15 protein-coding genes and 2 pseudogenes are annotated in these 20,333 nt (G+C 40.9%); 4 read left to right on the top strand and 13 right to left on the bottom strand.

The window, feature by feature from the left end; genetic code table 11:
- Positions 1 to 6: 6 nt before the first annotated feature.
- The 4 genes and pseudogenes from FTT83_RS06365 to FTT83_RS06350 form a co-directional block, all read right to left on the bottom strand.
- Complete coding sequence (locus tag FTT83_RS06365; RefSeq protein ID WP_086176864.1) at positions 7 to 345, bottom strand: FKBP-type peptidyl-prolyl cis-trans isomerase; 339 nt, start codon at positions 343 to 345, stop codon at positions 7 to 9.
- A 156-nt stretch (positions 346 to 501) separates the two neighbouring features.
- A pseudogene (locus FTT83_RS06360) lies at positions 502 to 685 on the bottom strand (MgtC/SapB family protein); the annotation flags it as partial.
- Positions 686 to 773: 88 nt separating this feature from the next.
- Positions 774 to 1,304: a YaeQ family protein gene (locus tag FTT83_RS06355; protein ID WP_180176426.1), complete on the bottom strand. Its 531-nt coding sequence runs from the start codon at positions 1,302 to 1,304 to the stop codon at positions 774 to 776.
- A gap of 63 nt (positions 1,305 to 1,367) precedes the next feature.
- Complete coding sequence (locus FTT83_RS06350) at positions 1,368 to 2,378, bottom strand: GTP-binding protein (RefSeq protein WP_180176427.1); 1,011 nt, start codon at positions 2,376 to 2,378, stop codon at positions 1,368 to 1,370.
- Between the two features lie 479 nt (positions 2,379 to 2,857).
- Here FTT83_RS06350 and FTT83_RS06345 point away from each other — a divergent pair, with 479 nt between their 5' ends.
- Complete coding sequence (locus FTT83_RS06345; protein ID WP_180176428.1) at positions 2,858 to 4,465, top strand: bifunctional 3-(3-hydroxy-phenyl)propionate/3-hydroxycinnamic acid hydroxylase; 1,608 nt, start codon at positions 2,858 to 2,860, stop codon at positions 4,463 to 4,465.
- A 562-nt stretch (positions 4,466 to 5,027) separates the two neighbouring features.
- On the opposite strand, the pseudogene FTT83_RS06340 reads toward FTT83_RS06345, so the two are convergent.
- The 9 genes and pseudogenes from FTT83_RS06340 to FTT83_RS06300 all read right to left on the bottom strand — a co-directional run bounded on the left by FTT83_RS06340 (position 5,028) and on the right by FTT83_RS06300 (position 14,534).
- Positions 5,028 to 5,644, bottom strand: a pseudogene (locus FTT83_RS06340) (glutathione S-transferase family protein).
- A 144-nt stretch (positions 5,645 to 5,788) separates the two neighbouring features.
- A complete protein-coding gene (gene hcaR / locus FTT83_RS06335) occupies positions 5,789 to 6,682 on the bottom strand; it encodes a DNA-binding transcriptional regulator HcaR (RefSeq protein ID WP_180174816.1) in 894 nt (297 codons plus the stop codon).
- 29 nt (positions 6,683 to 6,711) lie between these two features.
- Positions 6,712 to 7,890 carry an MFS transporter gene (locus FTT83_RS06330; RefSeq protein WP_180176429.1) on the bottom strand — a complete coding sequence of 393 codons (1,179 nt, stop codon included), beginning with the start codon at positions 7,888 to 7,890 and terminating at the stop codon, positions 6,712 to 6,714.
- 27 nt (positions 7,891 to 7,917) lie between these two features.
- Positions 7,918 to 8,481, bottom strand: a complete 564-nt coding sequence (locus tag FTT83_RS06325) for a TetR/AcrR family transcriptional regulator (RefSeq protein WP_086195969.1) — start codon at positions 8,479 to 8,481, stop codon at positions 7,918 to 7,920.
- 147 nt (positions 8,482 to 8,628) lie between these two features.
- Positions 8,629 to 9,150: an acyl-CoA thioesterase gene (locus FTT83_RS06320; RefSeq protein ID WP_086174788.1), complete on the bottom strand. Its 522-nt coding sequence runs from the start codon at positions 9,148 to 9,150 to the stop codon at positions 8,629 to 8,631.
- Between the two features lie 365 nt (positions 9,151 to 9,515).
- Positions 9,516 to 9,713, bottom strand: a complete 198-nt coding sequence (locus tag FTT83_RS06315; RefSeq protein WP_171263187.1) for a hypothetical protein — start codon at positions 9,711 to 9,713, stop codon at positions 9,516 to 9,518.
- Between the two features lie 315 nt (positions 9,714 to 10,028).
- Positions 10,029 to 11,021: a patatin-like phospholipase family protein gene (locus tag FTT83_RS06310; RefSeq protein WP_180176430.1), complete on the bottom strand. Its 993-nt coding sequence runs from the start codon at positions 11,019 to 11,021 to the stop codon at positions 10,029 to 10,031.
- Positions 11,022 to 11,343: 322 nt separating this feature from the next.
- On the bottom strand, positions 11,344 to 12,666 hold the full coding sequence (locus tag FTT83_RS06305) for a DcaP family trimeric outer membrane transporter (RefSeq protein WP_180176431.1): 1,323 nt from the start codon (positions 12,664 to 12,666) through the stop codon (positions 11,344 to 11,346).
- Between the two features lie 650 nt (positions 12,667 to 13,316).
- Positions 13,317 to 14,534 (bottom strand): multidrug effflux MFS transporter, encoded by a 1,218-nt coding sequence (locus tag FTT83_RS06300; RefSeq protein WP_180176432.1) that lies wholly within the window; start codon positions 14,532 to 14,534, stop codon positions 13,317 to 13,319.
- A gap of 135 nt (positions 14,535 to 14,669) precedes the next feature.
- Here FTT83_RS06300 and yccS point away from each other — a divergent pair, with 135 nt between their 5' ends.
- The 3 genes from yccS to FTT83_RS06285 all read left to right on the top strand — a co-directional run bounded on the left by yccS (position 14,670) and on the right by FTT83_RS06285 (position 20,292).
- Positions 14,670 to 16,844, top strand: coding sequence for a YccS family putative transporter (yccS, locus tag FTT83_RS06295; protein WP_180176433.1), 2,175 nt, complete (start codon positions 14,670 to 14,672; stop codon positions 16,842 to 16,844).
- Between the two features lie 85 nt (positions 16,845 to 16,929).
- Positions 16,930 to 17,490 (top strand): YcxB family protein, encoded by a 561-nt coding sequence (locus FTT83_RS06290; RefSeq protein WP_086195974.1) that lies wholly within the window; start codon positions 16,930 to 16,932, stop codon positions 17,488 to 17,490.
- Between the two features lie 165 nt (positions 17,491 to 17,655).
- A complete protein-coding gene (locus FTT83_RS06285; RefSeq protein ID WP_180176434.1) occupies positions 17,656 to 20,292 on the top strand; it encodes a sulfite reductase flavoprotein subunit alpha in 2,637 nt (878 codons plus the stop codon).
- Positions 20,293 to 20,333: the final 41 nt, after the last annotated feature.

The following is a 20,333-nucleotide window of genomic DNA, read 5'->3' as shown; positions in this document are numbered from 1 at the left end:
GCGCACTTAATCACGTGTTTTTACGTCAAATAGTTCAATTTCAAAAATAAGGTTTGAATTGGCAGGAATAATTTTACCCATTTTACGTTCACCATAAGCCAGGTGTGCCGGCACCATTAATTTACGTTTACCACCGACTTTCATGCCCATAATGCCTTGATCCCAGCCTTTAATCACACGACCAGTACCAATCACGGTTTCAAAGTAGTTACCACGGTCAATGGATGAATCGAACTTGGTTCCATCTTCCAGCCAGCCTGTGTAATGGGTCGTAATCAGCGCACCTTTCACCGCTTCTTTACCTTCACCTACTTTTAAATCGATAATTTCTAATTCATTTATCATGATCATTTACCTAAACTGAGCAGCAATTTTTCAATGCCTAGTATAACCGGATTTAGCTGCATGCTTTAGAATTTAAGGGAATCGGTATTTCTATACTTAAAAGCAGAGTTCCTGGATATTCGAATCATTCAATAAATAAGCCATCAATTTTTTATGATTTTCATCCTTAAAAATCACCCCCTTCCCCGACAAATCCAGCCCGGTCAGAATATTGGCAGGAACTCAAACTGACCATAATCATAGTTCAAAGGCCGGCCGATTTTCTACGATATTCTCGCTCTGCACCAATAATTACCCCAATACCGAGGGCAATCAGCAAACGATAGAGATCCGGATACATATATTTTCCCTTTATTCATTTTTATTGTTTTCAGGTATAGGTAATTTTGTGATCAGGATGCAAGCCTAAGCCTGCAACCTGTATCTATTTATTGTAATTGTTCCCACTCCACCACGACTTGAGCGTGATCCCCAATCAAGGTCCATTCACCATCCATAACATTTAGCTGTAACTGCATAGTACGCTCGCATAATTGTGGCAAGGCATCAGTAGTCGCAGTAGAGAGTTTCCACACTTCGACATTGCTTAAGGTTTTTAATTTGCTGTTGCGTTTGTACCATTCATCTACAGCTGAGCCATAAGTAACCACAGCCACCTGCTTACAACGCGCACTGGCCTTTTTCACCTTATCTTCATCCGGACAGCCCACTTCAATCCATTTAATCAGTTGGCCGGTCAGATCTTTTTGCCATAACGCCGGCTCATTAGTTTCAAACAAATCTTTGGTAAACTCCAGAGCTTCATCGGCAAAACGCGCATAAGCCAAAATACGTACCATCAAGCGTTCAATGGTTTCTGAAGGATGCAAAGCCATAGTGAGTTGATAATCACCATATTGATGGTCATCCATATTGGCAATATTCAAATCTGCCTTATAAATTGTTGCTTTTAGCGCCATAAAAGAGTCCTCAAATTTGGCGCCTAGCATATAAGATTTGGGCGTATTTTGCTGAAATGTTTTTTAATCCTGATCTGGATTAATCTGGCACTGAAACAGTTGCTGTTCAAATAACTGCCAGTCATGCGGATGCTGCACAATAATTTCAATACGGTTATCCACGCCTTCTTCTGCAGACTGATAGTTAAACTGCTCGGGATTAAAATTGAAGGTTTTCCAGCCCTGGTTGGTATTAAAAATCCCTTTAATCCGCAGCCACTGTTGCTGTTCACACAGTAAATCCAGCAAGGCATAAAAGTCGAATTGCCAGCGCTTGGGCAATTTCCATCCCGCTACACTATAGCCTTGTGCAGTTTCAACATAGTGATAAGGCAACTGTTTAATTTCTGGTAGAGGCTGTCCAGCTGAAAATGTTTTTTGGATTTTCAATAAAGGCTGAATTTTACGTCTGGTTCCCACATAAGGCAGGTCAATTTGTTGCAGAGGAATTTTATCTTGCCCACTCATCAGCCAGGTTTGCTGATAAGCCTGATATTCACGCTTTAATGCCTGCAAAGCCTGATCATCTGCAAAACTCATAGTATCCGCATGGGACACCACAATGATTTGTGCTGCTTTTAACTGATCGGCATATAAATTCTGCTTGCTCCAATCACTATCATGCAAACGGGAACCATCGACTACAGTCACCAAGGCACGCATGGCAATACTCGGCTGCCAGTGCGGTTCGGTCAGCTGTTCCAGCAATTGTGCAGGATGTCCTAGCCCTGTGGGTTCGATAAACAACCGGTCCGGTTTGCTTTCTGACAATAATCGCGACAAGGCAATCTGCATCGGTAACTGGCTGCTACAGCAAAGACAACCGCCCAATAGCTCTTTCACTTCATAGCCTTGGGTTTGCGGTAACAGCTGCTGATCGACCCCAATTTGCCCAAACTCGTTCATCAACACCGCCCAGACCTCATTTTCTGGCTTCTGACTGAGCAAATGTTGAAGCAAGGTGGTTTTTCCAGCCCCTAAAAAACCAGAAATAATATGAGTCGGTACAGCTTGAGTAGGAGAAATCAGTTTCAAAATCAACTCGCTTTCAGATAGATATAATCAGTTCATCAGTGAGCACAACTCACCCACCCATACGGATCATGATGATGCTCACTTTCATTTTTTCCGTACTGTATAGTAAAGCATCCAATTTATTTTGAATCCGTCATCATTCAATTTTTATTTTTTGACGTTTTTAAAATCTCACTGCAAATCATTCACTCCATGCTGTTGCATGCAAAGCAAGATTAAGTCAAAAAGCGGAATGAGGTAAACTCTTGCGCTTTTTATGTTTAGCAAATATTTATATATGATAGAAAAAAATGATCATTAAGCCCGAAAAACATATAGTAGACAATTTAAATAAATATTTATTTTCAATATCTTATATAATAATATGTATTTCCGCTGTTTTGTTTTCATTCAACATATCTACTATGGCATAGCTTGTTTAGACCCTCAAATTCACCGTTAATACGCTTAAATGTGAATTGATTGAATGGGCATTCGCTATGAGCAACAAAACAAATTACACCACTGAAGTGGCAATCTTGGGCGCAGGCCCTGTGGGTTTGACTATTGCGAACTATTTAAGTAAACAAGGCATTCAGGTCACTGTAATCGAACAACTGGACAGTTTGATTGATTACCCGCGTGCGATTGGTATTGATGATGAAGCATTGCGTACTATTCAGTCACTTGGCTTAGTGAATCAAGTTTTACCGCATACCACACCAAATCATGCCATGCGTTTCTTGACGCCTAAAGGTCGTTGCTTTGCCGACATTCAGCCATTGACTCGTGAATTCGGTTTCTCACGCCGCAATGCCTTTATTCAGCCTCAGGTCGATAATGTCTTGCTGCAAGGTTTGAACCAGTATGAAAACACTCAAGTACTGTTTTCACGTCAACTGGGCGAATTTAGCCAAGATGCCAACGGCGTAACGCTTAAAATTCAAGATAAAAACCAGAAAGAAGAAATTGTTCAGGCAAAATATTTAATTGCATGTGATGGCGGTAACTCAATTGTACGTCGTACTTTAAATATTGGTTTTGATGGTAAAACCGCACCAAACCAATGGATTGTAATTGACATTGAAAATGATCCTTTGGCAACACCGCATATTTATCTATGCTGCGACCCGGTACGTCCGTATGTATCTGCTGCCCTGCCTCATGGTATTCGCCGTTTCGAATTCATGGTGATGCCGGGTGAAACTCAAGAAGAGTTAAGCAAACCGGAAAATATTGCCAAATTGCTGTCTAAAGTATTGCCTAATGCTGAAAATATCGAAGTAATCCGTCAGCGTGTTTATACCCACAATGCACGTATTGCTGATAAATTCCGTGTTGACCGTATTTTGCTTGCCGGTGATGCTGCACATATTATGCCAGTATGGCAAGGTCAGGGGTATAACAGCGGTATGCGCGATGCCTTTAACCTGGCTTGGAAAGTGGCATTGGTTGTTCAGGGCAAGGCGACTCCAGACCTGCTTGATTCTTACCAGATTGAACGTAAAGACCATGCTAAAGCCATGATTGATCTTTCAGTGATGGCAGGTCATGTACTTGCGCCACCGAAAAAATGGCAAGGTTTCGTGCGTGACGGTATTGCCTATGCATTGAATTACATCAAGCCAATTAAACAGTATTTGCTTGAAATGCGTTTTAAACCGATGCCGAAATATCATGACGGTGCTTTGCTGGCAGACGGCAAGAAAGAGTCTCCGGTCGGCAAGATGTTTATTCAACCGCAAGTGAAACTTGAGTCGGGTGAACAAGTTTTACTGGATGAAGTGATTGGCAACGACTTTGCGATCATTGCTTGGGGAGTCGATCCTCAATGGGGCATCTCGGATACCACCATGCAAGTCTGGAAAAAATTAGGCGTCAAATTTATTCAGGTCATTCCTGAAGTTCAGTTTGGCAATGAAAACCGTAAGCAATTTGATGGCGTGATTACCATTGGCGATATCGGAACCGATATTCGCAGCTGGTTTGGTAAAACTTCAGAATCGGTGGTAATTCTACGTCCTGACCGTTTTGTGGCGGCCTTGGCGATTCCACAAACTCTGGATCACGTGAGCCAACAGCTGTTTAAAAAGCTGCATGTAAAATAATACAGATATAAAAACACATTGACTGAATCATATTCAGAGGCCTGACCACGCGAAAGCGTGGTCTTTTTTTATTTTTCACTCATATAAATCTTTAAATTTAAGGTCAATTATTAGACTTCTTCCATACATCATTTTAGAAACTAAAAATTGTTCGTAAAACCAAAATTAAAAAATAGATTTTAGTCAATATCAGATTCATGAGTGTGGCATGGATGCCCAACGTTTCCCATCCCTTACGCTACATTTTAAAGCAGTGCTTAAAACTGGCTCAGGATGTCGTGTATGGGAAATAAAAGGTTTTTCCTGCGGACTCACAATATATTTTGAGATCCTCATTTTGACCTTTCAAAAGTAGAGAGATTGCCTACGAGAAGGTAAAAAATTAAATCAATCAAATGAGGCAGTGCTGATTTAAAAAAATCGAATATTGAACATTTTTTGATTTATGCAAGAGATCTATTCAAGAGAGCTTCAAAATAAATCTATTCCTTTAACTCTTCAAAATCAGCTCAATCACTTTAATATCTTTAGCAATTTCAATTAAAAATTAACAGTAAAAATATTAAGCATTAATCTTCTGCAACCATGGCACACCTTTCATTGAATCACGCTGTGCCAGAAGCTGAATAAACGGCTTGAACTCATCCAGATAAGGCAATATTTTGAGAGAGATAGCAAAAATTACCCAATAACCCAGAAATAAATCTGCTGCTGAAATTTTATCACCCAGCAAATACGGATTTGCTTCTTGCATACCCTTTTTTAGCAATGCCAATACACTCTCTTCATGACCAAAGGTCAGGCTTCGTTTTCTTTGCTCAATTTGCTCGTCCGATACGCCTAGACCTTTTAAATCCATAAACTCAGTCAAAGGACCATGCGCAAAGAACATCCATTTCAGATATGCACCTCGCTTGGGGTCATCCAGGGCAGGCGCCAAACCTTTTTCCATATATTTATCTGCCAGATAAGTAAATATGGCCGCAACTTCAGAAATCACTACGCCCTGATCAACCAGACAGGGGACTTTTCCCATGGGATTAATAGTTAAATATTCAGCCTGATGCATATTTTCATATGGGCACGTTTATCTCTTCAATCTGGTCTTCTATACCCAGCTCTTTTTAATAAAAGCATCACGGTCATGCCACGCGACTGAGCATTGTTATACAGCTTCATCATTTTAATTCGACCTCTGTTGTTATTCTAATTTTTAAGTATAAAGCGCTTTGATTATTTGATGGTGATTATGTGATACATGCACTCTCCTTAACGATGCTTTTTATCGCCTTTAAAAGCATCGTGTGATATCAAACAATTATTTTAAAAGAAACCCATATAAAACTGTTCTTTCAAGATTTTTAAAATAAGTTCAATCAGCTCATTTTTTTGCCCTTTACGATAACTGGCATACAGGTTAATCATCGGTAAGGGCTCAATAGTATTTTTCACGATAATTTTATCGCCCAATAGCGGGATCACATAAGCCGGTACCAAACTCCAGCCGACCCCCATGCCGACTAAATTGACATTTAATAGAATATTGGTCGAGTGCTGGACGATGTTGACATCCAGTTTAGCCTGCTTAAAGAAATCGGTAATAATCTTGTGCAACTGCGGTGAAGCATCTTCATCACTAATAACAAAGTCCTGATGATTAAAACTTTTGATACTAATATGACGTTGCTCGGCAATAGGTGAATCCTTGGGCACGATTAAAGCCAGAGGCTCACTAAAAATCTGTACATGCTCCAGTTCATCCGATTCATCGACATAGCGGGTAAAGGCAATGTCAATATCACCTTTTTTTAAGGCTTTAAGTTGGTGGACATCGGTCAGGCTATGAAAGTTAATTTTGATGTCAGGGAAATGGGCCCGTATATTCGGCATGATATAGGGAAAAATTTTCATTTCTGCCACAGGGACAAAGCCAATATTCAACTGGTCTTTGCTCAAGTTGGCAATTTTCCGTGCAGCATCAATCGCTTTTTCTGCATGCTCCAAACTCAGCAGCGCTTCTTTCAGAAAGACTTTTCCTGCTTCAGTCAACTCAACTTTACGGTTGGATCGAACCAATAACTGAACACCCACCTCATGTTCCAGATCTTTAATCTGCTGGCTCAAAGATGGTTGCACCGTACACATGCGTTGTGCCGCCTTGGTAAAATTCAGTTCTTGTGCAACTGCAACAAAATAGCGTAAATGACGTAATTCCACGTGCCGGACCTCTCTTTATTTAGGTTGCTTCAGTGATGCCGAAACTGTGATTTATAAACAAATAAAGTCAGCACAGTAATTACAGCACAGAATAAATAACTCAGTTGATAACCATAATAGGCAATCATCAATCCCAAAATGACTGAGCCGATTGCCATGCCCAAATCAAACAGGGTAAAGAATGTGGAAATTGCATGCCCCATACGCTGTTTTGGCACAGACTGAATAGCAATGGTTTGAAAACATGGAAACAGGGAGCCATAACCAATGCCAATAAATATAGCAGATAACCAGAGCAGCCATTGATTGGAGATAAAACTGACCACGACCAGGCCTATGGCAAAGAAAATAAAGGAAGGATAAATGACTGCACTGGCACCTTTACGGTCATAAATTTTGCCTACCCACGGCCGCACTACAATCATGGAAATGGCGAAGACAATAAAAAACAGGCTGGTATACGCGAGTAGAGCTTTAGATTCACTATAAGCGGTAATGAAACTCATAATGCTGGAATAGGCAAATGCAGTCAGCAAGGCAACAAAGCCAATCGGTATAGCACGTGTTTCAATAATATCATGCCAACCCAAACATTTTTTTTCTTGAGTCTCAGCCGTGAAGGCAACCTTGTCTTGCTGTTGTACCGGAATGATTAAACAAAAAATAAAACCCAGACTGATCACAGCAGTTAATAGCGCAAATAGCATCTTAAAATCAGTAAACTGCAACACGGTCAAGGCAATTAAAGGCCCAAATACCACGGCAAGATTGGTCGACATGACAAAATAGCCCATGCCCTCGCCCTTACGCCGATCTGGAATAAAATCATTTGCTATGGGCACGGTGACCGTGGTTAATATGCTAAACCAGATGCCATGAATAAAACGGATCAACAATAAAGCCCACATACTGTCGGCAAATAAATAGCTAAAAGCAAACAGTACAAACAGCAATTCCGAGCCGCGGAAGGCTATTTTTTTGCCTAATTTTTCCACAATCAGTCCGGAAAATGGACGAACCGCAATTGAAGAAACCAGAAATAGGGTCAGTGCCAAACCTGCTTCCTTCACCGTCCCGCCTAGATCCTTCATGATATAAATCGGCAAGACAGTTAATAAGGCATAATAATAGGTAAATAAAAACAGGTTATTGCATAGACATAATATAAACGAGCGATTCCATAGACGCTCAGTGTTTGTTGCAGACATAATGACCAACTTAGCGGTAGCCTGGTGCTACTTTTGAACCAGAACAGGTTGCATCACCAAACGTACAAGATTGTGTATGTAAGTTTCATCTGGCATGCAATTAAAGAAAATAATCTGATAATGAATCGGCCCATACAGCGTATCCAGCATCAGTTCAAATGGATAATCGGCAATAATTTCATTACGCTCTATGGCAAGTTGAATCAACTTGCGTGTTTGCTCACGACGCGGTAATAAATACAGCCTGAAAAACTCACCGGCTGCTTCACGATGCTCGGCCATCACCACCAATAAAGCTCGCCCTAACGGATGATTTAGCGCGAGTGACAATTTTAACAGCTGCTGGTTCAGATTAACTTCCAGGCTCTGCTCGAAATCCAGATCAAAGACCGAAGCGGTGTGCTCTTTAAAGGCATCAAAGACCAGATCAGATTTATGCTTCCACCAGCGATAAATGGTCGACTTTCCTACCCCTGCCCGTGCAGCAATATCTTCAACAGTTAAATGACTGTAATCCTCATCTTCCAATGCAGCAGTCACTGCCTGCAAAATACATTGCTTACGACGCGAAGTTTTTTCTAGTTCAGTCATTCATCACCAAAAACGAAACGATACGTATCGTTTTATATTAGGCTAATTTTTGCCTGCTGTATAGTTCCAATCTTCCCGTTAAAATCAAAAAAGACCGCTTTAAAGCAGTCTTTTTAACATCAGCGTTCCGTCTGTTTTAATACAGCATTAGCATTGCGAGGTTTTTTTATAAATACTGCATGAAGGATGATGGCTTTCTTGCAAGCGTGCCACTTTACGATGTTCAGCAGCCTCAAAACGGCAACGTTTCCAGTCATTGTCCAGCTTCAATGGCGGAATCTGTTTCGGTTGACCATTTTCATCTACAGCTACCATAGTGAAGTAACAACTATTGGTATGACGTACGGTACGTTTTTGAATGTTCTGCGCTTCTACGCGAATCCCGATTTCCATTGAGGTACGACCGACATGGTTGACACTGGCAAGAAAAGTAACGAGTTCACCCACATGAATCGGTTCTTTGAAATTTACTTTATCCACAGACAAAGTCACCACATAACTGCCTGAATAACGGCTAGCACATGCGTATGCGACCTGATCCAGTAATTTTAAAATTGTTCCGCCATGAACATTTCCTGAAAAGTTCGCCATATCAGGAGTCATTAAAACTGTCATGGTTAATTCAGACTGGTCATCTAATGCTGGAGCAATTTGATCTAATGGGGACATCGCGTTCTCTAGACTCTTTTACAGACAATAGTATAAGGAATGATTATATCGTTTTTCTATGAAATAAAATGTCGAAATTGCCAATAAACCCATCATTATTATTTATAGTGATTTTGGTATCATTCAAAAAAATATATATCAATTTTACCAACTCACTGAGATATAAACATTTTTCTTATAGCATGATTTTAATAGAATATTTGTTCTAAAAATTAAATTACAAAAAGATGACTATATATTTTAAAACATATCGTGTGATTATTACTTGAATACCTATGAATCAAACAAAATTTAAATCTATTTGGGCACAGGGCTAGTGTTTAACGTGTCATATCAGACCAGTTAAATCTCAGCTTAAACTAATATCAAGGTGTTACATTGCGCAGCATTTCTTTGGAAATATTGCCATAGCTCAATACATTTTGCTGGTCGAGCTGGGTCTCAACACTATAGGTACCATCAGTATTTTCTGAAATCACGGTAAATACCAGATTTTCCATACTCGCCATTTTAACTTTTTGACCTATGGCAAATTTTTCTATGTTCATACTACTGTTATGCATTTAACCATCCTTACAGAAATATGCTTTTATGACTTTAATAAACTCCAGTGTAGAGAATTTTTATTTACTGGTAAACTTAAATCATTGAACAAACACATATTATATAAAAATTATATAATACAAAAGCTTTCATCACTTAGTTGATTTTATTGAATAATATCAATTGATTAGTTTATCTTTACAGTTGAATTCCATTCATTTTGATTGATTATCCCTCAAAACCTAAATAACGACAGACTAAAACCTAACAGCATTGCAATAATGAATCTGAGACTCTGAGGGATTCGGTTTCATCATTGCAATTAATTGAAGGACTTAATCCTGTGCGCTTAATTGCTGAATGGTATGACCAAATGGATAATGCTTCTGTTTCAATAAAGTGGTAATTTCATTTAACTGACTTTCTGTTGCATCTATTCCGGCTTGCATGGTCATTGCACGACCTTTTACATCAAATATGTGCCCTTTTTCCCTTAAATCTGGCTGAATCACAATATCTGCATGCTTTAACTCTTCTTCAGCTAAACGGCTCTGCATGATATTAATATTTTGATTGAACATTCCCCAAACATTACTGGTTTCGGTATGCATGGGTTGCGCCAAAATATCCACAGCAATCACAATATCCGCCCCCAAATCACGTGCCACGCCTACAGGTACCGGGCTCACCAGACCGCCATCCACATATTCATCCGCACCAATTTTGGTCGGAATAAACATGCTTGGAATAGATACGGAAGCGCGTACCGCCTGTCCGGTATTACCATAGTTAAAGACGACTTTTTTGCCTTGTTTTAATTCCGTTGCGACCACATACATCGGGATTTTTAATGCTTCTAAGGGCATATTGTTGACTTGTTGATTGACATAATTTTCAACTTTTTGACCATCAAAAAAGCCTTTCATGTCCAGCGTTACATCACGCACATCATTGGCTTTCATGCTTAAAGCAATATCACGCAGCTCTTCTGCTGTTTTACCACTGGCATAAATGGAACCCACAATACTGCCCGCACTGGTACCTACAATCAAATCCGGGTGTATTCCTTGCTGCTCCAGTACCTGAATGACCCCGATATGAGCATAGCCACGAGCGCCACCACTGCCCAGTACCAAGGCAACAATAGGACGGTTTTCCTGCTGTTTGAGTTTTTTAAAATTAATACGCTCTGCCCGAACTTGAGCATCTGCAGCAGGTGGCTCTGATAGTCCTGTCGAACCAACAGTAAGCTTAGGTTGGGCAACCGTTTGACAGGCTCCCAACCCCAATACTGCCAAAACAATAAAACTAAATTTGATATTGCTCATGAACCACCTAAAGATAAATAAAGCTGTTCGCAAAAAGGCGTATATTTTAAGAACGATCTATGTGTAACACTGTATTCTTTCGTAAAGTTATCCTTAAACGCTCTCAGTTTTTAAAAGATCAGGACTCATATATTTGCCGCCTTCCTCTTGATATTATCTCATCTTTTGACCTTTTTTATAGCCGGCGTTTACCCATAAAATCAGGGCTGATGATTCTCATACGAATGAGGTCACTTAGGTATTAACTGGAGATGAAAAATAATTTTTCAAATAAAAAAAGAGGCGAACCAGTCGCCTCTTTTTTTAAATTTCCAGTTTTGAATTAGAAATTATATTTAGCCATCAAACCTACACGGTTATCTTTATATGACTGTCCAGCAAATGTTTCACGCTTACCATTGATATATTCTACACCTAAATCAATTGGTGCAGCCGGTGAATAAATCACGTTCATCCAAGCTTGTTGCACTTTTTCATTTGCACCATCATTCAATCGTGCGTAATCATTACCATCATCCGCGAATACAGCGCCATAGGCTAAAGTCGAACGTAATTTAGGTGAAATTTTATAGGTTGCGCCGACTTGAACTGCATTAAATTCATTCTGCTCAATACTGTTATTTGCCGGATCTACAAAATAAGCTGAATTACTGCCATATAAATAGTTGCTGTTACCCACCACATGAGAAACATCAGCAGACACTTTTAAAGGATCAGTAACTTGATAATTGACCCCGGCAGCGATACCCCAACCAGTTTTTTCATCATCAGCTGCTGTTGATTTATAATTCTCAACTAACGCACGTGCAGATACTAAACCTTTACCCTCTGCAAAACCTTGGGTTAACTTAGCAGTAAGCGTTGGTAAGCGGTATTTCACATCAGCTGCAGTACCAGCAAGTTTATCAGCAGCCGCTGTACCTGACAAAGTTGCAAGGCTATTACCTTCTTCTGCAGAAATAAATAACTGGGTAGCAGGAGCCAGTTTAAGACCATAACGTACTTGTGGGATACGCACTGTACCACCACCCACGTTGGTCGCAAGGTCAATCATTTCTGGCGCATGGTTCGACAGGAAGTTTGAAGTAGTTTGACCAAATAACCAGTCATTATAGGTTAAGTAAGCATGACGAATACGCAATGCTTCATTGGTTCCTGCAAAATCAACTTCAACTTTACCACCAACTTTTGCATCACCCACTGGCGTATTAAAATCTAAGCCTAAACGAGTCATTTTTCCAGTAGCACGAAGTTTGTCTTGAGTTTTGCCATCAGATTTATGTACAGAGTTAAAGTCGTCATCTGCACCTTCAATAATATAGTTTGCATCACCACGAACAAAACCGTATAGGTTTACACTTGCACCGGCTTTAGTTTTAAAGCCAGTTAATGCTGATTCAGACTTCGCTGCAGGTGCTGCTGCAAGTTGAACAGGCTGTGCCTTGACTTGCTCAATTTGAGTTTGTTGCTGTTGCTGCACTTGCTGTTGTTGTTGGATTAAAGATTTTAATGCTTCAACTTCTTGACGTAATTGTTGAATCTGTTTTTGTTCAGCTGTGCCGGCATGTGCTGTACTAACCATGACTGCTGTAACTGCCAATGCTAAACCTTTAGCAATAAATTTACCGTTACGTAATTGACTCATTCTTAAAATCTCCGATTTGTTAAATTTCGCATTCCATGCATTCAGTGATTTTTTAAAAACCCAATAAATCTATGAAAAAATACCCTTCAAAAATTAATAAGCTTAAAAAACCATTGCATTTTCAGCTTCCGAGTACAGTAAAAAACTTAAAATATTATAATATTACAAATATGTGACATCCACATATCGTGCTAAATCTAGCAATTTTCAGACTTTATTAAAATCAGTTTTCCCGAACATTGATTGAAAAATAATCTCATTTTCAGATCTAATAAAAAAATAATGTGGATATTCTTAGACTTAGAGAAATTCATCCTAAAGCCAAACAACCAGACATTCGACTAATGTATATAACTACCCAGCGCTAAAAAACTCATTTCAAAAGACATTTTTATAAATTTACAGCTCATTTCAGCATGTAAACGATGCCATAACGGCCCGCCATGCGGTACGGGCTTTTTGTATCAGACAGGTTGATCCATAAATCATTAAAACATTTTAACCGTGGCAAGCCGGGCCCCCTTAAGAAAACCTTTGCCTAGTTATCCGGAAAAATGAATATTGCCGCGTTTATGGATAAATAAATAGCTTGAATTCAAGCAGACCTTTAGCACGAATAAGTTTAAAGGTCTGTTTTGCTATGCAGATATTTAAATATTTAAACTTTTATCCTGCAATTGTCTGCTGAGCTGTAGAATTGCGAGCAAAGTCACTGCCACAAAGATCAACATCAGAATTCCCATATTGAGCAGTGAATCCCACATCAGAAAATTCAAAATCACGCCGCCGAGCAAACCACAGGCAAACTGCATACTTCCCATAATCGCACTGGCTGTCCCCGCTTGCGCACCCTGTTCCGACATGGCCAAAGCCATCGCATTGGGACCAGTAAAACCAATTCCTGCCACTGCCCAGAACATGCCAATCAATACCAGCCATAAGGGACTATGACCGATTAAACCTGCACTGAATAAAATGCAGACCCCAAGCAACTGGATGATGCCGCCTATTTTCAGGCGACTCAGGACCGAAAATTGCTGGCCAAGTCTTTTATTGAGCGCAGATAACAGCATGATACCAAAGGCATTCAGCCCAAAAGCATAAGCAAATTGCTGTTGCGCTAATCCATAATGATCCATCAGCACAGCAGCAGATGAACTGATATAACAGAATAAAATGCCGCCAGAAAAACAACCAGCCAGCATTGGCCATGTAAAACTCGGGTCTTTAAAAATACTACCGTACAGCTGGATAATCTGAGCAACATTCAGCTTTAAACGGCGTTCAGGTGGCAAACTTTCTTTAAAGAAAAAGTGCACGCAGAATAAACAGATCAGTCCGATCAAGGTTAAAAAGACAAAGACTGCATGCCAGCTAAAGAACGTCAATACCATTGCCCCGACACTCGGCGCAACAATCGGCGCAATCCCCATCACAATCATCATGCTGGCAAAGGCCTGTGCAGAAGCCTGCATATCCAGACGGTCACGAATGGCAGCCCGGGCAATCACAACCCCTACGCAGCCTCCGACAGCCTGTAAAATCCTTGCAGCAATTAAGCTCCATTCATTGCTGGCAAAAATACACAGCAAGCTTGCAACAACATACAGGGTTAATCCAAAATACAATGGTGTTTTGCGCCCAATCCGGTCACTCAAAGGTCCATAGATCAGCTGCCCTAAAGCCAGTCCCAAAAAATAAGCCGGTAAAGTATTGGCCACCATTTGCGTACTGACGCCAAAATCCTGTGCCATTTGCGGCAAGGCTGGCAGGTACATATCAATAGAAAGTGGGCCAAGTGAGGTCAATAAAGCCAGCAGCATGATCCATGCTGTGGAATACTGCCGTGTAGATTGCTGTAAAGACATAACGATATTCAATTTTTAAATGGGGGCTTTAAAGACAAGCTTACACTGTACATAGTATTATTTTAAGGATTGAAAATGAAATTTCACATAATTTCATTCCCTGATGCATACATCCTTTAGTGATTAGGACATAACTTGAAATCTTGGCTGACGCGTCTTAAACAAGCGACTTACAATACCACCTTCATGTATAACCTGCGCATGATTATTGCATTTGCAGGTACTGCCTTTGTGCCCTATTTTATGGGACAACAGCTTTTTACCATTCCCTTGACCTTAGGGGTAGTGGCTGCCGGTTTAAGCGATATCGATGACCGCTTTTCAGTGCGGATCATGAACCTGATTTATACTTACATCGGTTTCTTTATTACCGCCGCCTCGATTTATTTTTTATTTCCTCATCCCGTTTTATTTGCCATAGGGCTGATTGTGTCCTGCATTGGCTGGATTCTGCTCGGCTCATTAGGACGGCGTTATGCGACCATTTCCTATGGCTGTCTAGTCATTTCAGTCTATTCAATGCTGGGGGTTGGACTGTTTGATCAATGGTATATGCAGGCTGGACTGTTGGTTGCCGGTGCGATGTGGTATGGCCTGCTTTCTACCATCAGTTTTCTGCTATTTCCGGTTCGGCAGGTTCAGGACAAACTGTCCCAGTGCTATTCATCACTGGGAGACTTTCTGTTTGCCAAATCGAACCTGTTTGATGTTGACATGACGCCAGAAAGTTATCAGCAAAGCATGATTGAGCTGTCTTTGGAAAATGGCAAACTGGTCGGTATTTTCAATGAAATGAAAACTGCCCTGTTAACCCGATTAAAAGGTGACCGTGGACAAAAAGATACCCGTCGCAGCCTGCAATATTATTTTGTGGCTCAGGATATCCATGAACGTGCAGATTCAGCGCATATTGATTATCAAAAACTGGTCAAAGTTTTTGAACATAGTGACATTTTATTTCGCTTTCAACGCATTCTTTCTATTCAGGGTAAGGCCTGTAAAGACTTGGGTCACAGTATTTTAAATCGTGAAACCTATCAGCATAACAAGCGCTTTAAACATGCCTTTGCCAACTTAAAAATATCCCTGGAAAAACTCCGTGCCGAGCAGCAATACGATCAAGTTTGGGTCAATGCCTTATTTTCTCTTTATCAAAATTTAAAGTCGATTGATGCCCAGCTTCGCAACGTAGAAACAGAGCGGCATATTAAGTTAGATAAAAGCAAACATATTGAAAACCAGCTAAAAGATGATGATCTCAAAGGCTGGGATGATATTGTGATTCGGATCAAACAGCATTTAACACCAGAGTCGGTGCTGTTTAGACATGCAATTCGTGTCTCTATTGTCTTGTTTATTGGTTATATTTTTGTCCAGATTACCCAGATTCAATATGGCTACTGGATTCTATTAACGGCGCTTTTTGTCAGCCAACCCAATTTTAACGCCACCAAACGTCGCCTGCGTTTACGGATTGTTGGCACCTTGGTCGGCATTATTCTCGGCTATGCCATTTTGTATTTTATTCCTTCGATCGAAGGTCAATTATTACTGCTGATTTTAAGTGGTGTACTGTTCTTTGAATTACGCAGTAAGCAATATGCCCAGGCCACCGCCTTTATCACGATTTTGGCATTAATTAACTTTAACCTCGATGGATTGGGTTTCGCCGCAGCCCTCCCGCGCATGATTGATACCTTGATTGGCTGTGCCTTGGCCTGGTTTGGGGTGAGTTTTATCTTCCCCGACTGGAAATTTCGTCGTTTACCGCGCAATATCCGGCGTTCACTCAACGCTCAATGTGAATATTTGACCGAAGTGATTGAGCAGTACAAAAATGGCCGTAATAACGGTTTGAAATATCGTGTGGTACGTCGTGCTGCGCATAATAACGATGCAGATGTGGCCTCACTGATTTCGACCCTGGCCACAGAACCTGATTTTGATCCGACACAAAAAAGCCAGGCTTTTGAATTTTTGTGCTTGAATCACACCCTGCTCAGCTATATTGCTGCACTGGGCGCACATCGTGAAAAAATTGCAGATCAGGAAGTCTTGCAGCTCCTCGATCAAGCGCTGGACGACATTCAAGGGGCATTGCTAAAAGATGAAGTGCCCGACCTGACGGCACAAAATATGCTGAATACCATACGCCAACGCTTAAACCAAAATAATGAAGAGGATCAAAAATCTCTGATTGTTTTGCAGCAATTATCGTTGATGCTCAGTATTCTGAATCAGCTCAGTCGTTTAAAGCAAAGTCTAAGCCATGACCGTGATGAAAAAGCCACCGAATTAGCCTCATTATAAATAGGATGATTTTGGAACAATATACTCACTGAATTGGTATAAATAATGCTAAACTTTTTACAGTTCTAAATTTGTTATTTTCATTATGACCGCGAAAAATTTATACGCTTATACCTTACAGCCTGTGAACTATGAAATTTCTGAGGCTGAACAACGTCAAGCGCAACTTGCCATCTGGCGTAGCACCAATAAAATCGGCACCAAAGCCTGGATCATCATGGCAGCTGTTGCCCTACTTTCCATTGTCGGTATCATCTTGCTGAAAAACTATTCCACCATTTTCTGCTGGGTGGCTTTGGTCTGTGTGCTTGCATATTTCCTGATCCGTAAATTCGGCCTGGAATGGTATGTAAAACGCAAGATGAATGAATTTCCGGTACAGGAAATTAAAGGTATCCGTTTGGGCGTACAGCCGCACGGCATTATCATGCGTCAGCAAATGGGTGCACAGGAAGGTGTTGGTGCCATTGGCTGGAAAGATATTTATGAGTGGTACAATACCCCTGACTTTATGTTGATTAACTTCAAGGTTAAAGGTCAACAAGGTGCTTATATCTTGCCAAAGCGTATGGATTCAAAGAATTTTTCTTTCAAGACTATCCGCAAGCACTTGAATGAAACTGTGGGCGAAGCAAAACAGATTTAAATGCTACTGCAAGCTAGACATTAAAAAACCTCCAGACTGGGGGTTTTTTAATTCCGATAAAATTAAATGATAATGAGAATAAATATTACCTACTAAATCGATATCATTTTGGGAAAGTTCAGCTATAATTCAGGTTAATTCTGTTTCTCACCCTGTTTTTCGGCTATGTTAAAAAAAATCTTTTTCCAGATTCACTGGTTTCTTGGTATTACTGCCGGGTTAATCCTCTCCATTATGGGGATAACTGGTGCCATTTATTCATATGAACAGCCTATCCAGAAATGGCTCAATCCGGCTAGCTATACCGTCCAGATTGAAAAACAAGATAAATTAACCCCTGCCGAACTGTATCAGCATTTTCAAAAAACTGATCCGGAAATGAAAATTAATAGCATCACCATAGCCAAAGATCCGACAGCATCTTCAAGCATTAATATTGTCAAAGAAGGTGCACGTAAAGGCTATACCATGATGATTAATCCTTACACAGCCGAAGTGTTACCTGAGATTAAAGGACGAGAATTTTTCAAGTTTATCGAGCAGTTGCATCGCAATTTAACCGTTGGACCCGTCGGCAAGCAGATCACCGGGGCCTGTACCCTCATGCTGATCTTTTTTGTACTCAGTGGTCTATATCTGCGCTGGCCGAAAAAACATTCTGTTAAACAATGGTTCATGCTCAAGCCTCAACTAAAAGGCCGTAATTTCATTTGGGACTTACATGCCGTGGTGGGTACCTGGGTGGTGATTTTCTTCCTGATTATCGCCTGTACCGGTTTAACCTGGTCTTATGGCTGGTGGCGTAGCGGCTTGTACACTGTGATGGGTGTTGAACAACCGCAAGCCAAGGGTGAAGCTGAAGCGCCAAAAGGTGGTGAAACAGTCAGCAACAATGAGGGTTCGAGCAAAGCATTACGTAATGCAGCTACAAGCAAACATGAAAAAGCTACTGAAATTCAACCTGTTGAAAAAATTGAGAAAAAAAGCTTAAGCCCGGAACAGATTCATCTGGCTCTTAGTCAAAGCTGGAAAGGCTTTAATGCTCAAGTGGGCCGTGATTATTCAAGTATTACCCTGAATATCCCGAAAAAAGCCAATGGTGAACTTGAAATTAGCTTTGTCGATGCCATTCCCCAGCATGAACGCGCACGCAACAAAGCCACATTTGATTATCAAGCATCTAGCATTAAAGAGATGGAACTTTACGAAGATAAAAAACTCAATGAAAAAATCATGAGCAGTATGCTGCCGGTGCACCGTGGTAGCTTCTTTGGTCCGGTTTACCAGTTCATGGCTATGCTGGCTGCTCTGAGTATGCCATTGTTCTTTGTTACAGGCTGGATGCTTTATCTGAAACGTCGCAAACAGAAGAAACTAACCCAAGCTGCACGTCATGGCTTAACCGCGATCAATATTGATGCCCGTGCAAAACCCTGGCTGATTGTCTATGCGTCACAAACCGGTACGGCAGAACAGCTGGCATGGCGTACAGCAACCAGCCTGCAACAGACTCATCAGTCTGTAAGTGTAAAATCTGTACAATATTTAAGTCTGGATGATTTAAAAAATACTGAACAGGTTTTATTTGTAGCCAGTACTTATGGTACCGGTGAAGCACCTGATTTAGCATCGGGTTTTACCAAAAAAATATTGCGCAAAAAAGCTGATTTAAGCCATCTGCACTATGCAGTATTGGCCTTGGGTTCGCGCGAATATGCCGACACTTTCTGCCATTTTGGCCATGCAATTGATAACTGGTTAAAACAGAATGGTGCACAGCAATTGTTTAATATCATTGAAGTGGATAATACCAATCAAGAGCAGATTCAGGCATGGAATACGACTTTAGCAAAAGTAACCCAGCTTGAGTTACAAACCATGAATATCGAAAAAACCTTCGATTGCTGGACTTTAACCCAACGTGATCTGCTCAATCCGAACAGCGTAGGTGCCCCAGCCTTTAATATCGAGTTAAAGCCGGATCATGAAGTGAGCTGGCAAGCCGGTGATATCGCCGAGATTCAACCCGGTAACAGTGCTGAACGTATTGCCCGGTTTATGCAGCAGCATCAAATTCAGCCGAATACCTCTGTAGATTCGTTAAAGATCAATATTGAACAGGCCTTATGGAACAAAGATTTGACCGGTGAAGTTGAACCTTTTGCCAATATGGATCATTTACTGGAGCAACTTCCGATGCTGCCTTCACGTGAATATTCCATTGCCAGTATTCCTTCACAGCAAGTTCTGCGTTTAGTGGTGCGCCAACAGTCCGATGCTCAAGGCCAATTGGGTCTGGGTTCAGGCTGGCTGACTCGGCATGCCCCGTTAAATAGCAAGATTGCGCTGCATATCCGTAACAATGAATCTTTCCACCTGATTGATGACAACCGTCCTATCATTTGTATTGGTAACGGTACCGGTCTTGCAGGATTAATGAGCTTGCTACATGCACGTATCCGTCAGAACTATACGCAAAACTGGCTGATCTTTGGTGAACGCCAGCGTGAACATGACTTCTTCTATCAGAGCACGATTGAAGCTTGGCAAACCACTGGCATGTTGCAACGCCTGGATTTGGCTTTCTCACGAGATCAGGCAGAAAAAGTCTATGTACATCATAAACTGCGTGAACAGGCACAGGAACTAAAAGCCTGGGTTAAGAATGGTGCGGTGATTTATGTGTGCGGTAGCATCAACGGTATGGCCAGCGATGTCGATCAGGCTTTAACCGACATTCTGGGTGAAGCTGTAGTTGACCAGCTACGCCAAGATGGACGTTATCGTCGTGATGTCTACTAATCATTGAAGTCAATAAAAAAACCGGGTCTCAGAACCCGGTT

This window comes from Acinetobacter sp. YH01018, from assembly GCF_013420295.1.
Taxonomy (GTDB): domain Bacteria; phylum Pseudomonadota; class Gammaproteobacteria; order Pseudomonadales; family Moraxellaceae; genus Acinetobacter.
This window is presented reverse-complemented; position numbering and strand designations above follow the sequence as displayed.

What these genes read in the sequence shown, in the direction of transcription:
- FTT83_RS06365 (WP_086176864.1), bottom strand. Translation starts at nt 345, where the DNA reads ATGATAAATGAATTAGAAATTATCGATTTAAAAGTAGGTGAAGGTAAA.
- FTT83_RS06355 (WP_180176426.1), bottom strand. Translation starts at nt 1,304, where the DNA reads ATGGCGCTAAAAGCAACAATTTATAAGGCAGATTTGAATATTGCCAAT.
- FTT83_RS06345 (WP_180176428.1), top strand. Translation starts at nt 2,858, where the DNA reads ATGAGCAACAAAACAAATTACACCACTGAAGTGGCAATCTTGGGCGCA.
- FTT83_RS06330 (WP_180176429.1), bottom strand. Translation starts at nt 7,890, where the DNA reads ATGTCTGCAACAAACACTGAGCGTCTATGGAATCGCTCGTTTATATTA.
- FTT83_RS06325 (WP_086195969.1), bottom strand. Translation starts at nt 8,481, where the DNA reads ATGACTGAACTAGAAAAAACTTCGCGTCGTAAGCAATGTATTTTGCAG.
- FTT83_RS06320 (WP_086174788.1), bottom strand. Translation starts at nt 9,150, where the DNA reads ATGTCCCCATTAGATCAAATTGCTCCAGCATTAGATGACCAGTCTGAA.
- FTT83_RS06315 (WP_171263187.1), bottom strand. Translation starts at nt 9,713, where the DNA reads ATGCATAACAGTAGTATGAACATAGAAAAATTTGCCATAGGTCAAAAA.
- FTT83_RS06310 (WP_180176430.1), bottom strand. Translation starts at nt 11,021, where the DNA reads ATGAGCAATATCAAATTTAGTTTTATTGTTTTGGCAGTATTGGGGTTG.
- FTT83_RS06305 (WP_180176431.1), bottom strand. Translation starts at nt 12,666, where the DNA reads ATGAGTCAATTACGTAACGGTAAATTTATTGCTAAAGGTTTAGCATTG.
- FTT83_RS06300 (WP_180176432.1), bottom strand. Translation starts at nt 14,534, where the DNA reads ATGTCTTTACAGCAATCTACACGGCAGTATTCCACAGCATGGATCATG.
- FTT83_RS06290 (WP_086195974.1), top strand. Translation starts at nt 16,930, where the DNA reads ATGACCGCGAAAAATTTATACGCTTATACCTTACAGCCTGTGAACTAT.
- FTT83_RS06285 (WP_180176434.1), top strand. Translation starts at nt 17,656, where the DNA reads ATGTTAAAAAAAATCTTTTTCCAGATTCACTGGTTTCTTGGTATTACT.